Annotated in this window: 12 protein-coding genes; all 12 read left to right on the top strand. The window is 62.3% G+C overall.

Translation table 11 applies throughout. From position 1 onward, the window contains the following. Positions 1 to 2: 2 nt before the first annotated feature. The 12 genes from RCF34_RS04990 to RCF34_RS04935 all read left to right on the top strand — a co-directional run bounded on the left by RCF34_RS04990 (position 3) and on the right by RCF34_RS04935 (position 15,299). Positions 3 to 683, top strand: a complete 681-nt coding sequence (locus tag RCF34_RS04990; protein WP_308707160.1) for a class I SAM-dependent methyltransferase — start codon at positions 3 to 5, stop codon at positions 681 to 683. After that, a complete protein-coding gene (locus tag RCF34_RS04985) occupies positions 680 to 1,360 on the top strand; it encodes a PIG-L deacetylase family protein (protein ID WP_308707159.1) in 681 nt (226 codons plus the stop codon). Before RCF34_RS04990 ends, RCF34_RS04985 begins: the two co-directional genes overlap by 4 nt. Beyond that, complete coding sequence (locus tag RCF34_RS04980) at positions 1,246 to 2,388, top strand: hypothetical protein (protein ID WP_308707158.1); 1,143 nt, start codon at positions 1,246 to 1,248, stop codon at positions 2,386 to 2,388. The genes RCF34_RS04985 and RCF34_RS04980 overlap by 115 nt, the downstream gene beginning before the upstream one ends. After that, positions 2,385 to 6,320, top strand: coding sequence for a glycosyltransferase (locus tag RCF34_RS04975; RefSeq protein ID WP_308707157.1), 3,936 nt, complete (start codon positions 2,385 to 2,387; stop codon positions 6,318 to 6,320). Before RCF34_RS04980 ends, RCF34_RS04975 begins: the two co-directional genes overlap by 4 nt. Positions 6,321 to 6,559: 239 nt before the next feature. After that, complete coding sequence (locus tag RCF34_RS04970; protein ID WP_308707156.1) at positions 6,560 to 8,026, top strand: flagellin; 1,467 nt, start codon at positions 6,560 to 6,562, stop codon at positions 8,024 to 8,026. A 72-nt stretch (positions 8,027 to 8,098) separates the two neighbouring features. Then, positions 8,099 to 8,467, top strand: coding sequence for a flagellar protein FlaG (locus RCF34_RS04965; protein ID WP_308707155.1), 369 nt, complete (start codon positions 8,099 to 8,101; stop codon positions 8,465 to 8,467). 62 nt (positions 8,468 to 8,529) lie between these two features. Then, positions 8,530 to 9,972, top strand: a complete 1,443-nt coding sequence (gene fliD / locus RCF34_RS04960) for a flagellar filament capping protein FliD (RefSeq protein ID WP_308707154.1) — start codon at positions 8,530 to 8,532, stop codon at positions 9,970 to 9,972. Positions 9,973 to 10,059: 87 nt separating this feature from the next. Beyond that, on the top strand, positions 10,060 to 10,440 hold the full coding sequence (fliS, locus tag RCF34_RS04955) for a flagellar export chaperone FliS (RefSeq protein ID WP_308707153.1): 381 nt from the start codon (positions 10,060 to 10,062) through the stop codon (positions 10,438 to 10,440). Positions 10,441 to 10,454: 14 nt separating this feature from the next. After that, on the top strand, positions 10,455 to 10,766 hold the full coding sequence (locus RCF34_RS04950) for a flagellar protein FliT (protein ID WP_308707152.1): 312 nt from the start codon (positions 10,455 to 10,457) through the stop codon (positions 10,764 to 10,766). 164 nt (positions 10,767 to 10,930) lie between these two features. Then, complete coding sequence (locus tag RCF34_RS04945) at positions 10,931 to 12,409, top strand: sigma-54 dependent transcriptional regulator (RefSeq protein ID WP_308707151.1); 1,479 nt, start codon at positions 10,931 to 10,933, stop codon at positions 12,407 to 12,409. A gap of 293 nt (positions 12,410 to 12,702) precedes the next feature. Then, positions 12,703 to 13,902: a PAS domain-containing sensor histidine kinase gene (locus RCF34_RS04940; protein WP_374941141.1), complete on the top strand. Its 1,200-nt coding sequence runs from the start codon at positions 12,703 to 12,705 to the stop codon at positions 13,900 to 13,902. Next, positions 13,899 to 15,299 (top strand): sigma-54 dependent transcriptional regulator, encoded by a 1,401-nt coding sequence (locus RCF34_RS04935; RefSeq protein WP_308707150.1) that lies wholly within the window; start codon positions 13,899 to 13,901, stop codon positions 15,297 to 15,299. The genes RCF34_RS04940 and RCF34_RS04935 overlap by 4 nt, the downstream gene beginning before the upstream one ends. Positions 15,300 to 15,401: the final 102 nt, after the last annotated feature.

Below are 15,401 nucleotides of genomic sequence, written 5' to 3'. Positions count from 1 at the left end.
CCATGACCTTTTCCGCCGAGTGGGAACAGCGCTACGCGGCCAATACCCATCTGTCCATCTGGCCCTGGTCGGACGTGGTCAGTCTGACGCGGCGTCATCATCCCACGCTCGGCGCAGGCCATCGGGTCCTGGAGCTCGGCTGTGGCGCGGGTGCGAACATCCCGTTTTTTCTGCAGCTCGGGGCCGACTACCACGGCCTCGACGGCAGTCTGACGATGGTCACTCAGCTGCAGGAGCGCTTTCCAGCGCTGAGACAGAAGGTGCTCGTCGGCGATTTCACCGAGGCCTGGCCGCTAACGCCTGGATTCGAGCTGATTCTCGACCGCGCCAGTCTGACTCACAACACCACCGCCGCCATTCGACGCTGCCTGGCCCAGGTGCTGGCAGCCCTTCAGCCTGGTGGGCTGTTCATCGGCGTGGACTGGTTTTCCACTGCACATTCGGAGGTGCTCCATGGGCAGCCTGATACCGATGCCAGTACCCGTACCGCTTATACGTCCGGGCCCTTTGCCGGGGTAGGACGGGTGCACTTTGCCGATGAGGCTCAGCTGCGCGAACTCTTCACCAATTTCGATCTGCTGCACCTCGAAGAACGTCGTGCCCAGCGCCTGGAGCCGGCCGATGGCCTGTGCATAGCCACCTGGTCGCTGGTGGCGCGCAAACCCGAGAAGAAAGGCTCATGAGCAACGAACGCGTACTGGTCATCGCCGCTCATCCGGACGACGAGATTCTCGGCTGCGGCGGCGCTATCGCCCAGCACAAGGCACGGGGGGACGAGGTCCATGTCGTCATCATGGCCCAGGGGCTTTACAGCCGCGGTACACCCGAGGAGGCCGAGCGCCTTGCCCTGGAAAAGGCGTCCGACGACGCCAATCGAATTCTGGGTGTGGATCGCCTGACCCGTCTCGACCTGCCGGACAACCGACTCGACAGCCTCGATCTGCTGGATCTGGTCAAACCCGTTGAAGCGCTGGTTAGCGAGCTACAGCCTGGTATCGTCTATGGACACTGGTGCGGTGACGTGAACATCGATCATCGACGCCTGCACGAAGCGGTAGTCACCGCCTGCCGACCGCAACCGGGACATCCGGTGCATACCCTGCTGTTCTTCGAGGTCGCCTCGTCCACGGAATGGCAGCCTCCCCACAGCGCACCGGCCTTTCTGCCGAACTGGTTCGTCGATATCGATCCCGTGCTGGCGCTCAAGCTGAAGGCGCTGGATGCCTATGCCATGGAGATGCGCGAATGGCCGCACCCGCGCTCGCTGAAAGCGGTCGAGCACCTTGCCCGCTGGCGTGGCGCCTGCGTCGGCATGGCGGCAGCCGAAGCCTTCGTACTGGGCAGGCGGCTGCGGCCATGATCGACCATGACAACAGCCATTTCTCCGCCCGGGACTGGGTCTCTACCGACCTGCCACTTTCCGACGGCCCCTGGCTCTTCGGCAATGCCGGGATTGATCGCCTGCGGCGGCAGGTGGAAGACGCCTTCGCCCGGCGCCATCTGCATCCCGCAGCCGAACCTCTGCGGGTGAGTGCCGACCAGATGTCCGTACCGGCGACGCACAATCTGCAGGCCTATGCCGCGCTACCGGCTAATCTAGCGGTTGAACAGCGCTGGCATGACTACGCCGCGGCCTTGGAAGAGGGCGGGCGACTGGTGCTGGACGTGCGTCCGGCGGAACACTGGCAGGGGTTCGGTCGGCGCTTGACAACCCAGGATCAACGGACGCCTTGCTATGCCGTCAGCGATCTGATCAGCCGCTTGAGCGGTCAGGGGCTGGCAGTCATCGCCATCGAGCCCTATGCCGGGCTCTGGGACAACGCCTGGCTGTATCGTGGTCTGAAGCACAGACACAAGTGGCGGCGCCTGCTGTCCTGGCTCGCCAACGACGAGTCGCTGCTAACCTGGGCGCTGCGCCTGGAACAGGAAATCTTCGCGAGTCTGTCACCCAGGGCAAGTGGACGCTGCCTGATTGCGGCAGAGAAGCGTCCCGGGCCGGTGGATGCTGAGGAGGGATTGCAGCAACTCGCCGGGCGCGACCAGGCCCTGCGTGATCCCCTGCGTCTGTCGCCGGGTGCCGAGGCGCTGGCGGCAAGCCAGGCGGAGGTGACTTCTTCCCTGCGTGCCCAGCAGCTGTTGCTCATGCTTGGAGAAGTTCTGCAGCGACGCTATCCGCAGCTGGACTGGCTGGCGCTGCTGCCTGAGTCGACTGCGCGGCAATTGCGCGATTGGCAGTCCGCCGAGGCGATCGATCAGCGGGCCATGACGATTCTGGAGGCGTGGCGCCTGGGATCCGGAGAGCATGAAGAGCTGTTGCGTGGCCTCGACTATTCCCTGATGACGCCCTTGTTGCGGCAGTATTTTTCGGCACGGAGAACCCCCTCGTGAAAGCCCCGGCCATCGTCGCCTTCCTCTGGGACAACCAACTGCCGGTGCTGCGGGAGTTCTTCCGCCGACACGGCCCCTTGACCCTTATCACGCTGTCGCCCTATGTCTCTCAGGGGTTGCTTGATGTCGTAGCCGAGGCCGGCAGCAAGGTCTTCGCGCTGGATAAGGAGCTGGACGATGCAGGCGTCTTCGCGGTTCAGCGCGATACCTCTCACTGGCAGGCCCGGCTGCAACTCTGGTTCGACCAGGGCCCGCCGAGGGGGCTTCACAATGAAGACTGGACAGCACTGCGCGCTCTGATCAATACCCGTCTGCAGGCCGAGCTGCCCACCGTGGTGACGCTGCTGGAAAGCCTCGCACGTGCTCAACGCGACTACCGGCTCAGCCTGGTGCTGGGCAGCGAAGACGTGATGCTCATCGCCAAGGTGACCATGCTCTGGGCGCGCACCCAGGGGGTTCCCTCCCTGCACCTCTCCCATGCCCTGGCCCTGAACGATCCCTACACGGTGCATGGCCGACAGGTCGCCGATATCACCGCTGTCTATGGCCAACGGGGCCTGGAGGGCTACCTGGACTATGGGGTGCCGCCGGAGCGCCTGAGGGTCACTGGCAACCCGGCCTGGGACGGCATTCCCGCGCGACGTGCAGCCCGCGCCGAGCACGCCGAAGTCCTGCGTGCCAGGCATGGTCTACGCGTCGGAGAACCTGTCGTGGTGTTCGGCACCACCTGGGCGAGCGGTCATAGCGCCCATGGCGACCAGGCCATCTTCGAGCTGACCGTGGCGGCCTTCATCGACGCCTGCGAGAGGCTGTTCAGTAGCGGGTTGACCTTCAATGCTGTGATCAAGGACCGTCCGCCCAATTTCCAGTTCGGCGAGACGCGCGTGGCTGAATTGCTTCGCGAACGCCAGGCCGATCCAGATCGTTATTTCTATCTGGTTGAAGACGGTCCGCTCTGGCCGGTGGTCGCCGATGTGCTGATCGCCGTGGATTCCAACTACTGCGTGGAAGCCCTGCTCAGCGGCACCGCCGCTATCAATTTGCGGCATCCCGGCAACATGCCCTTCGGGCCCTGCTATGCGGCGGAGGCCGGTATCGCCGACGTCACTGCGCAAGAGCTGCCTGATGCGCTTGGCCGCCTGCTGCGCGATCCTGCCGAACGTGATTGCCAGATATCGGCCAGCGCCTGCAACGCACCCTATTACAACCTTGCCCAGAAGGGCGATGCTGCCCAACGCGTGGCGCAGCTGATGGGTGAGATGGCCGTCGGCCTGGTACCGCGTCTGCTGGCCTGGCTGGATGCCCGCCTGCCCATCGCGGCAGAGTGCGAGGCGCTGCAGCGTCCGCTTGACGAGTTGGGTCGTGGTCGGCGGTTGCTGGGAATCCTGATTCTCGATGCCGACCAGAATAGTGCCGCGGTGCAGCGAACCCTGGCCAGTCTGCAAGAGACCCTGGGTAAAGCCTGGACCGCCGTGGTAGTCAGCCCGACGCCCGCGCCCATCACCCTGGAGGCCGGCGTCGAATGGCTGCCAGTCGGGGCAGGGGAGTTCATGGCCGTCGCCTCGGCCCGGATGCAGGAGCAGGGCAGTGCGGCCTGCGACTGGTGGCTGACCCTGGACGCCGGTGGCGAATTCACCCGCAGCGGCCTGCTGCTGTTCACCTCGATGCTGGCCCGGCTGCAGTTGCAGGATCCCGGCGGGCAGGCAAGTCACGCCTGCTTCGCCGACGAATTGCAGCGCTCTGCCGAGGGCGCCATCGGCGCCTGCTTTCGCCCCGACTTCAACCTGGATCTGCTGCTGAGCTTTCCAGCGTTGTTCGGACGGCACTGGGCCGTGCGTCAATCGAGCCTGCTCGCCCTGGGCGGCCTGGAGCCCGCCTACGGCACCGCAGCACCTCTGGATCTGCTGCTGCGCGTGATCCAGCGCCATGGCGGGGCCGGTATCGAACATCTGCCCGAGGTCCTGCTGGTCGCGAACAGTCCCGCCCTGAGCGTGGAGCCTGCCGAGCAGGTGGCACTGGAGCAGCACCTGCAGGCGCGCGGCTATGCCGAGGCCCGGGTCGAAGCCTTTCTGCCACGGCGGTATCTCATCACCTACGGCCATCAGGCGACCCCCAGCGTATCAGTGATCATCCCGGTGCTGGATGAACTGGAGCGCGTCCAGCGCTGTCTGGACAGTCTGCTGGAGCAGACCCGCTATGCCCGTTTCGAGGTGCTGCTGGTCGACTGCGGCAGCCGTCAGCCGGCGACGCAACGCTGGCTGAATGATCTGGAGGCGCTGGGTGCCGAACAGGTTAAAGTCTGGCGCTTCGATGGCGAGCCGAATCGCTCCGCGCTGATCAACGCCGTCGCCCAGGCCAGCGCGGCGGACTTCCTGCTGCTGCTCGAGCCCAGCTGCGTGCTGGTGCAACCGGACTGGCTGGAGGTCTTGCTCGATCAGGGGCAGCGGCCGGAAGTCGGCGCCGTCGGACCGCGGATCTGCGATCCACAGGGCCGGATCCTCGAAGCGGGCCTGCTGCTGGGTCTGGACGATGCGGCCAGTGCCGCCTTCGCCGGGGAGGACCTGCAGACGCCTGGCTATCTGAGCCGGCTGCAGCTGGTCCAGGACTACAGTGCTCTGGGCGGGACCTGCCTGTTGCTGAAGCGCGAGCTGATCCTGGCGCTGGATGGCTGGGATGCCGAGCGCTTTCCGCTGGCCTATGGCTCGGTGGATTTCTGTCTGCGCCTGCGGCAGGCGGGCTATCTCAATGTATGGACGCCCCAGGCTACGGTTGTCCAGGAAGGTTTGGACGGTACGGTGGTTGATCGGCAGCGTGCGACGGAGCGCGAAGCCCTGCAAGAAAGCTGGCTCCCTTTGCTAGCACGCGATCCAGCGTACAATCCGCACTTGTCATTGGCGGGTAATGGCTTCACCTTCGCATACGGCAAGCGTCGACTGCAGCGCGCAGTACTGCCGCAGATCCTCGTCTGCCCTGCAGACGATACCGGCTGCGGTCATTATCGTGTTCGCCAACCTATGATGGCCCTGCGCGAAGCGGGCTTGGCGGAAGGGCTAATCAGCCCTCATCACCCTACGCCCTTGGAGCTTGAGCGACTCGGCGTCGATGCGGTGGTCTTTCAGCGTCAGATCACGGACGCACAACGCGAAAGCCTCGGTCGTCTGCGCAAGCTGTCCCAGTCCTTTTGCGTTTTCGAGCTCGATGATTACCTACCCAACCTACCACTTAAGAGCACTCATCGCGGTGACATACCCAAGGACATTCTCAAAGCATTACGCCAGTCCATAGCGACATGTGATCGCCTGGTTGTATCTACGCTTGCCCTGGGTACGGCGCTGGCTGGAATGAATGACGACATCTGCGTGGTGCCAAACTACTTGCCGATCCGCTGGTGGGGCGATCGCCAGGGCCGTCGTCGGCAGGGCCGGAAACCGAGAGTAGGCTGGGGTGGGGGCAGTAGTCATACCGGCGATCTAGAGCTGGTCGCAGATGTTGTGCAGGCATTCGCCAACGACGTGGAGTGGGTGTTCTTCGGCATGTGTCCCGATCGGCTGCGGCCCTATGTCCATGAGTACCATCCGGGTGTGTTCATCGACGACTATCCAGCGAAGCTGGCAAGCCTCAATCTGGACCTGGCCATCGCTCCGTTGGAGGACAACCTTTTTAACCGCTGCAAGACCAATCTGCGCCTACTGGAATATGGCGCCTGTGGCTTTCCGGTGATCTGTTCCGACATCGAACCCTACCAAGGCGATCTGCACGTTACGCGGGTGCGCAATCGCTTCAAGGACTGGCGCAATGCCATCTTCGAGCACCTGCAGGACTTGGATTCCACAGCGCGCCACGGGGATTTGCTACGTCAGCAGGTACTTGACCACTGGCTCTTGGAAGGCGCCAATTTGCAGCAGTGGCAGGCAGCCTGGCTACCGCGGTAGCGGGCTTCGAAAAAATTGTCTTGAACGCATTCAATAAAAAGACGTCTCCGTCGATAACCTGAACGTAACCCTTCGGCGTCCCTGTGCTGTCAAGTGGTTGGCGAAGAAAATCGCCAAATACTTTTAAAGTTTCCAGCACAGGTGCCGTTAAACAAGATGAATGCGAAATACAGGGGCGTCTGAGCAAGCAGGTCCCATTCGCATGCTCAGGCACACAAGGTTCTACTGGAGACGCCACCATGGCCCTTACCGTCAATACCAACATTGCTTCCCTGAACACCCAGCGTAACCTGCAATCCTCGTCGAACGCCCTTTCCACGTCCATGCAGCGTTTGTCTACTGGTAGCCGTATCAACAGCGCCAAGGACGATGCTGCCGGTCTCCAGATCTCCAACCGTCTGACCAACCAGATCAACGGCCTGAACCAGGCAACCCGCAACGCAAACGATGGCATCTCTCTGGCGCAGACTGCTGAAGGCGCCATGCAGCAGTCGACCAACATTCTGCAGCGTATTCGCGACCTGTCGGTACAATCCGCCAACGGTTCCAACAGCGACGCCGACCGCGCCGCTCTGCAGAAGGAAGTGTCCGCCCAGCAGGCAGAACTGAGCCGTATCGCTGACACCACTACCTTCGGTGGTCGCAAGCTGCTCGACGGCTCCTTCGGCACCACCAGTTTCCAGATCGGCTCCAATGCCTATGAAACTATCGACATTACTCTGAAGGACACCTCTGCCAAGGCGCTGGGTTCCTACCAGATCGGCGGTGGCTCCACTACCGCTGGCGCTTCCGGTACTACCGTGGCTGGCAGCATCACCACCGGCAGCGGCGCGGCCTTCTCGGCAAGCGGTTCGGTTAACGTGGTCGGCGGCGGTCAGTCCAAGAATGTGACCTACGAAACCACTGACAGCGCGAAGTCGATCGCCGCTAAGTTTGATGGTCAGATTCCTGGCCTAAGCGCTTCGGCTCGTACCGTCGTCACCGCTGATGTAAACATCACTAGCGGTTCTGCCGACATGACTATGACCGTGGGCGGCAGCTCCGTGTCTCTGGTCGGTGTGACTACCAGCAAGAGCCTGGCTGACCAGATTAACTCTAACGCCACTAAGCTGGGCGTTACGGCCAACTATGACTCTAAGACCGACAAGGTGACCATTACCTCGGCATCCGGCGAGAACATCCAGTTCGGTAAAAACACCAACTCGGGCGCTACTGCCGCTGCCGGTACCATCGACGTAGCCGTGCAAGGTTCCGCTGGTACATACAGCAACACGGCCGATGTGATGGCGAACGGCGGCACCGCCACTGGTTACGTGAAGCTCGACTCCTCGAATACCTTCGCGCTGACAGGAGACACTACCGCCGTGTTTGGTAGCAACTCCTCCAGCCTGAGCAAGGTTTCCGACGTCGATATCTCTACCGCCGACGGCGCTCAGAAAGCTCTGTCTGTAATCGACCAAGCACTGGCCAACATTGATAGTCAGCGTGCTGACCTCGGTGCGGTGCAGAATCGCTTCGACAACACCATCAGCAACCTGACCAATATCTCCGAGAACGCCTCCTCCGCTCGTAGCCGCATCAAAGATACTGACTACGCTCAGGAAACCGCGAACTTGTCGAAGAACCAGGTACTGCAGCAGGCTGGCACCGCCATCCTGGCCCAGGCCAAGCAGCTGCCGCAGTCGGTACTGAGCCTGCTCCAGTAAGGCGAAGCAATCGGCTAAGGCAGGGAGAAGGGGGAAGCCCCTTCTCCCTTTCTTCCGTTGTGAGGACAAAACATGGACATCGTCAAAGCATCGGGTTTTGCCGCAGTGCCTACCTCAGGTGTCACTCTGGGTGGTAGTGGGATTACTGCTGTCCTGCCGACGGAAAAGTCGGCAGCGACGGATCAGGAACAAACCAAGCAACCGTCTTCGGGAATTAGTCAGGATGAGGTCGGCAGCGCCGTATCCGGATTAAAATCCAAGTTACAAAATGACCACCGCAACTTGGACTTTAGCGTGGACGATTCTACGGGTGAGGTCGTCGTCAAGGTGATTGATGGGGAGTCGGGCAAGCTCGTCCGACAGATTCCGACTGAAGAAGTCTTGAAGCTGTCAAAGCAGCTTGATGACTTCCGCAGCTTGCTGTTTGAAGCCAAGGCTTAAACGGCACGAATTTTGTAACAGCAGGTCCACAACGACGTAACGTTGGCGGGGAGATTGAGATCATGGCAGGCATAACCGGTATCGGTGGTTCAGGACTAGATATCGATACCATCGTCAAAACGATGGTATCGGCTGAAAAGGCCCCTAAGCAGAACCAGATCACCAAGACCGAATCCGAGGCCACCGCACAGCTCACGGCCGTCGGTTCGCTTAAGAGCGCCATCAGCGATTTCCAGAGTGCTCTGAGCACGCTCAATAGCCCCTCCAGTTTTCTAGCGCGCTCTGTCAGCACCTCTAAGACAGATGTGCTGACAGCTACAGCTAGTCAGAGTGCTGGTTTAGGTAGCTATCAGGTCGAGGTCAAGCAGTTGGCAGCCGGTAGCAAGGTTGCGCTTAGCGCGGTCAATGCAGCAGGTAGCTTCAGTAAGGGCACTCTGGATATCAAGGTAGGCGGAACCTCGTTAACCGCTATCACAATCGATTCATCCAACAACACCCTGTCCGGTATCCGAGACGCCATTAATACGGCAGGTAAGTCTCAGGGGCTCAGCGCTACCATTGTTAGCGATACTCAGGGCGCGCGTCTTGTTCTCAGCAGTAGCCAGTCTGGCGATGGCAATGACATTGCGGTATCTGTGGCCGGTGACGATGGCAGTGGTACACAAAGCCTATCTAAATTGGCGTTCACCCCTCCTGCCAAGCCTACTGATAGCAGCTCGATTGATCCGCCAACACCTAGCGATCCGGCTGCGGCGCGCATGTTGACTCGTGCCCAAAGCGCTCTTATGACCGTAGATGGCCTACAGGTCTCCAGCAAGACCAATACCGTCGATAATGCGATTGAAGGGGTTAGTTTCACACTTAAGGCCAAGACTGATAAAGATACGCCCATGACTGTTGGGGTCAGCCAGGACGAGGCTGGAGTGAAGGGCAACGTCAAGAAATTTGTCGATGCCTATAACAAGCTGATGGGCGTCATCAAGACGCAAACGTCCGTTACCACTGTGGGCGAAAACAGCGCTCCTATCACCGGCGCACTGGTAGGGGATGCCACAACGCGAACCCTGACTAGTACCATTCGTAATGAACTGGTCAACATGCAGGGGACAGGGTCGATCAAGGCTTTGGCTGATTTGGGGATCACTACCCAAAAGGATGGAACGTTAGCGATAGACGACACCAAGCTGGGCAAAATGGTGAGCGGTAACTTTTCCGATCTATCCAGCTTTTTCACGGGTGACAACGGTCTCGCAGCACGGCTGAAAGGTAAGCTCGACGTCTATACCCAGGCTGGAGGTATCCTTGAACAGCGAACCTCGGCTTTAAGCGACGTACGCAAGAAGGTGTCTGAGCAGCAAGCTGCTTTGAACTTGCGTATGACATCCCTTCAGGAGCGCCTTTACAAGCAGTACAACGCTATGGATTCGACTTACTCGCAGCTGTCAAATACGGCGTCCCAGTTGGCATCTTCTTTGGCGGCTATGCCATTCGCCACAAAGAGCTAGTGACACTCGGGAATTTTCTCAATTAAGCGTCAAGTTCTGCTTGTGAGGACCGATAAAGAGCTATCGGAAACACACAGAGGTTGTGACATGAACGCAATGACAGCGATGCGCCAATACCAGCAGGTCGGTCTGCAGGCGCAGGTGTTTGAAGCCAGTCCTCACCAGTTGATTCAGATGCTTATGCAGGGCGCCCTGGATCGTTTGGCCAAGGCGCAGGGTGCCTTGGAGCGCGGTTGGCTTCCTGAAAAGGGTGAGCTGATCGGCAAGACTGTTTCTATCGTCGCCGGTCTGAAGGACGTCCTGGATTTCGAGCAGGGTGGCGAGCTCGCCACTAACCTGGATCGCCTGTATGACTATATGATCCGCCGGCTCAGCGAAGCCAACCGCAACAACGATCCTGTTATCCTAGAAGAAGTATCCGGCCTGATCCGCGAGATCAAATCCGGCTGGGATGCCATTGCCCCCTGATCTGGAGTCGACCGATGAACGTCGCCATGCAAAAGACCCCGGTGGAACGCGTCGAGCTCGTCTATGAGCAGATGGCCGCTGCGCTCAAGGCCGGAGACTGGACGCGGATCGCCGAGCTGGATCTGGATTGCCGGCTGTTCGTCGACGAAGCGATGTATGCCACCGGCGACGAGGCCATAGCCCTGCGTGCCAGCCTCGAGCGCCTGCTGGCGCTCTATGCCTCCCTGCTGCAGGGCTGCAAGGCAGAGCGGGATGCTACCGCCCAGGAGCTGACCAAACTCAACAAGTCGAACCAGGCCGCCAAGGTCTATCAACTGTTCGGTTGACTGTCATCTGTTGGACGGTAATTCAAAGTTTGGATATTTCGCCGCCATAAAATTGACCCCGCATCACAATTTGTCTTAACTTGCGCAAGATGCCGACCAGTTGGCACTTGGATGCAGGCGACACCTGCGCGTAGCGAACCGACAAGCCGAATTGGGGCAGGGACATGTGGCGTGAAACCAAGATCCTTCTGATCGACGATGAAGCCGAGCGGCGCAAGGCGGTATCGGTCATTCTCGATTTTCTCGGCGAAGCTCACCTCGCCTGCACCAGTTCCGATTGGCAGACATCCCTGGAGGCGCTCGACAGCAGCCGGCAGGTCAGCTGCGTGCTGGTCGGTCGCGTCGACAGCCGCGGCAACAGCGTCGAGCTGCTCAAGCAGGTCGTGGCCTGGGACGAAATGGTCCCGCTGCTGCTGCTGGGCGAATCGGCGCAGCCGGAATGGCCGGACGACGTCCGCCGCCGCGTGCTAGTGTCCCTCGAATATCCGCTGGCCTACAACAAGCTGCTGGATTCCCTGCACCGCGCCCAGGTCTATCGGGAGATGTATGACCAGGCCCGGGATCGCGGGCGTCAGCGCGAGCCCGAGTTGTTCCGCAGCCTGGTGGGTACCAGCCGCGCCATCCAGGGCGTGCGCAAGATGATGCAGCAGGTGGCCGATACCGAGGCCACGGTGCTCATCCTCGGCGAATCGGGTACGGGCAAGGAGGTGGTGGCGCGCAACCTGCACTTCCACTCCAAGCGCCGCGAGGCGCCCTTCGTGCCGGTCAACTGCGGCGCGATTCCAGCCGAGCTGCTGGAAAGCGAACTGTTCGGCCATGAGAAGGGCGCCTTCACCGGTGCCATCACCAGCCGCGCCGGCCGCTTCGAGCTGGCCAACACCGGCACCCTGTTCCTCGACGAGATCGGCGACATGCCGTTGCCCATGCAGGTCAAGCTCTTGCGCGTGCTGCAAGAGCGGACCTACGAGCGGGTGGGCAGCAACAAGACCCAGAGCGTGGACGTGCGCATCATCGCGGCGACCCACAAGAACCTGGAGCAGATGATCGCCGCGGGCACCTTCCGTGAAGACCTCTACTACCGCCTCAACGTCTTCCCCATCGACATGGCGCCGCTGCGCGAGCGGGGTGAAGACATCCCCCTGCTGATCAACGAACTGATCGCGCGGATGGAGCACGAGAAGCGCGGCTCCATCCGCTTCAACTCGGCGGCCATCATGTCGCTGTGCCGCCACGAGTGGCCGGGTAACGTCCGCGAGCTGGCCAACCTGGTGGAGCGCATGGCGATCATGCATCCCTATGGCGTCATCGGCGTGGCCGAGTTGCCGCTCAAGTTTCGCTATGTGGAAGACGAAGCCGATCCCATGGTGGAATCCCTGCGTGAGGAGCTGCAGGAGCGTGAAGCCATGGCCGGCATCGGCACCGTCGAGGTGTCGTCCTCGGCGTTGTTGCCAAGCGAAGGGCTGGACCTCAAGGATTACCTGGCCAATCTGGAAAAGAGCTTCATCCAGCAAGCGCTGGACGATGCCGGTGGCGTAGTGGCGCGTGCGGCCGAGCGGCTGCGCATTCGTCGGACCACCCTGGTGGAGAAGATGCGCAAGTACGGCATGGGCCGTCGCGACGACGAGTTCGACGAAGAGATATAGCAGGCTCTTCGTAGGTTGGGCTGAGCGCAGCGAAGCCCAACGGAGCCCAACTCGGCCATGCCTGTTGGGCTTCGACGATAAAGCCGTCTCAACCCAACCTACGCAGCGATGCCAGGCCGCCCCTGATTTAGAGGTAGGGTGGCTGACGGCGCAGCCTCATCCACCTTCTTTTTTGTAGCGTGGCAAGTGGAAAAGGCTGCGCCGTTTTCCACGCTACGGCGCCTTGACGCCAGGGCGGCATGGGTCTTGCTCAAGCCTGGACAATGTCAATTGTCCGTCGCGAGCCCCAGCCGATGCCTGCGCAAGCCCTTTCTTCCGCTGCCCCTGCCGACGCTGCCGTGGAGGCCTCCGCCTCGGCACAGGCCCGCGAAGCCCTGGGGCAGATGTCGCGTCAGCTGAGCGAATCCTTCCGGTTGCTCGAAGCCCGGATGAATTCGCTGCAGGGCGAACTGGAGTGGGTGTCTGCCCAGCGCCTGCAGGAGCTGGCGGAAAAGGAGCGCCTGGCCAGCCGGCTGCAGAATCTGCTCGACGTCCTGCCTGCCGGTATTGTAGTCGTGGACGGCGCCGGTCGTGTGCGCGACGCCAATCCAGTCGCCACCGCCCTGCTCGGCGAGCCCCTGGCAGGCGAACTATGGCGTACGGTGATTGCCCGGGCCTTCGCCCCACGTCATGACGATGGCCACGAGGTATCTCTGCGCGATGGCCGCCGGGTCTCTATCGCCACCCGTTCGCTCGACGGCGAACCGGGACAACTGGTGCTGCTCAACGACCTCACCGAAACCCGCCATCTGCAAGGCGAACTGGCGCGGCATGAACGGCTCTCGGCACTGGGGCGGACCATGGCTTCGCTGGCCCACCAGATCCGTACCCCGCTGACCGCGGCGCTGCTCTATGCCAGCCATCTGGAGGAGGGCGGTCTGGCGCTGGCGCAGCAGCAGCGTTTCGCCAGCCGCCTCAAGGAGCGGCTGCACGAACTGGAAAACCAGGTCCGCGACATGCTGGTGTTCGCCCGGGGCGAACTGCCGCTGGCGGATCGGCTGACGCCCGCCGCGTTGTTCACTGCCTTGCGCGAGGCGGCGAACCCGCATCTCGGCGACTGCCCCGTGCGCTGGCAACTCGATGCCCAGGGCGGGCTGCTCGCCTGCAACCGCGACATGCTGGTGGGTGCTGCCTTGAACCTCATCCACAACGCCCTGCAGGCCATGGCTGGCAGCGGTGGTTCGGCGCGACTCAAGGTGCATCTCTATCGCCGTGACGGGGAATTGCGCCTGGCGATCAGCGACAGCGGTCCCGGCATTCCGCTGGCGGTCCAGCAGCGCCTGGGCGAACCCTTTCTCAGCACCAAGACCACCGGCACCGGTCTCGGCCTGCCGGTCGCCCTGGCGATGGCCAAGGCCCATGACGGTCGGCTGGCCGTGCGCTCCCGGTTGGGCCGTGGCACGGTGGTGACCTTCATCCTGCCCCTGCTGGCGAGCGAGGAGACCTCGGCATGACCCTGCCCATCCTGCTGGTGGAAGACGACCGCGCCCTGCGCGAAGCCCTGGCCGATACCCTGGAGCTCGGCGGTTACCGCTATCGCGCCGTGGACAGCGGCGAGGCGGCGCTGCTGGCGCTGGCCGAGGAACCCTTCGGCCTGGTGATCAGCGACGTCAACATGCCGGGTATCGACGGGCATCGATTGCTGGCCAGTATCCGACTGCGCGATCCGGCGCTACCGGTGCTGCTGATGACCGCCTTCGGCAGCATCGAACGCGCCGTCGAGGCCATGCGCGGTGGGGCGGCGGATTATCTGGTCAAGCCCTTCGAGCCGCGCCTGCTGCTGGAGACCCTGGCACGCTGCTGCCCCCAGGGCCGGCGCATACCCGGTGCTCGTCAGCCGGTGGCAGCCGATCCCCAGAGTCGGCAACTGCTGGAGCTGGCCAGCCGGGTCGCCCGGAGCGAGGCCACGGTGCTCATCACCGGTGAGTCGGGCACCGGCAAGGAGGTGCTGGCGCGCTTCATCCATGAGCAATCGGCGCGGGCAGATGGCCCCTTCGTGGCGGTCAATTGCGCGGCCATTCCTGATCACCTGCTCGAGGCCATCCTCTTCGGGCACGAGAAGGGCGCCTTCACCGGGGCCATCGCCGCCCAGCCCGGCAAGTTCGAACTGGCCCAGGGCGGTACCCTGCTCCTGGACGAGATTTCCGAAATGCCACTGGGATTGCAGGCCAAGCTGCTGCGGGTATTGCAGGAGCGTGAGGTGGAGCGGGTCGGCGCGCGCAAGCCGCTGGCGCTGGACATCCGTGTGGTGGCCACCAGCAACCGCCAACTGGTGGCGGAGGTGGCCGCCGGGCGCTTCCGCGAAGACCTCTTCGATCGCCTGTCGGTGTTTCCGCTGGCCTGGCTGCCGCTGCGCCAGCGACCGGCCGATATCGTGCCCCTGGCTGAACGGCTGCTGGCGGTCCAGGCCGCGCGGATGAATCGTGCGGTACCGGCCCTGAGCCCTGCCGCGCGCCAGGCCCTGGCCGAGCATCCCTGGCCGGGCAACGTGCGCGAACTGGACAACGCCGTGCAGCGGGCGCTGATCCTGCAACCGGACCACCAGCTCCAGGCCGAGGACTTCGGGCTGCACTGGCTGGCGACCGGGGTCTCCCCGACGCCTGCCGCAGTGCCTGTGCCTGTGCCTGTGCCTGTGCCAGCGACAGGCATGGGCGATGAAGTACGTCCACTGGACGCCGATCTGCGCGATCGGGAATTCCAGGTGATCCTCGATACCCTTAAAGCCGAGCGTGGTCGGCGCAAGGAGACCGCCGAGCGCCTCGGCATCAGTGCCCGTACCCTCAGGTACAAGTTGGCGCAGATGCGCGACGCTGGCCTGGATGTCGAGCTGGCCCTCGCCGCCGGCTACTGAACGCGCAAGTCGATAGCCGGCTATCTAACCGTGCGGAACCAACCCTCTGGCGTGCTGTTCTAGAGAAAGGATCGCGACTGCGGCGTGGGGTCGCAGAGGATG

This window comes from Pseudomonas sp. 102515 (assembly GCF_031085165.1).
In the GTDB taxonomy this organism is placed as follows: Bacteria; Pseudomonadota; Gammaproteobacteria; order Pseudomonadales; family Pseudomonadaceae; genus Chryseomonas.
Note: the sequence above shows the minus strand (reverse complement) of the source record. Positions and strands in the feature narration are given on the sequence as shown.

Coding starts and splice junctions, on each gene's coding strand:
- RCF34_RS04985 (WP_308707159.1), top strand. CDS start 680: ATGAGCAACGAACGCGTACTGGTCATCGCCGCTCATCCGGACGACGAG.
- RCF34_RS04935 (WP_308707150.1), top strand. CDS start 13,899: ATGACCCTGCCCATCCTGCTGGTGGAAGACGACCGCGCCCTGCGCGAA.
- RCF34_RS04940 (WP_374941141.1), top strand. CDS start 12,703: ATGCCTGCGCAAGCCCTTTCTTCCGCTGCCCCTGCCGACGCTGCCGTG.
- RCF34_RS04945 (WP_308707151.1), top strand. CDS start 10,931: ATGTGGCGTGAAACCAAGATCCTTCTGATCGACGATGAAGCCGAGCGG.
- fliS (WP_308707153.1), top strand. CDS start 10,060: ATGAACGCAATGACAGCGATGCGCCAATACCAGCAGGTCGGTCTGCAG.
- RCF34_RS04950 (WP_308707152.1), top strand. CDS start 10,455: ATGAACGTCGCCATGCAAAAGACCCCGGTGGAACGCGTCGAGCTCGTC.
- fliD (WP_308707154.1), top strand. CDS start 8,530: ATGGCAGGCATAACCGGTATCGGTGGTTCAGGACTAGATATCGATACC.
- RCF34_RS04990 (WP_308707160.1), top strand. CDS start 3: ATGACCTTTTCCGCCGAGTGGGAACAGCGCTACGCGGCCAATACCCAT.
- RCF34_RS04980 (WP_308707158.1), top strand. CDS start 1,246: ATGGCCGCACCCGCGCTCGCTGAAAGCGGTCGAGCACCTTGCCCGCTG.
- RCF34_RS04970 (WP_308707156.1), top strand. CDS start 6,560: ATGGCCCTTACCGTCAATACCAACATTGCTTCCCTGAACACCCAGCGT.
- RCF34_RS04965 (WP_308707155.1), top strand. CDS start 8,099: ATGGACATCGTCAAAGCATCGGGTTTTGCCGCAGTGCCTACCTCAGGT.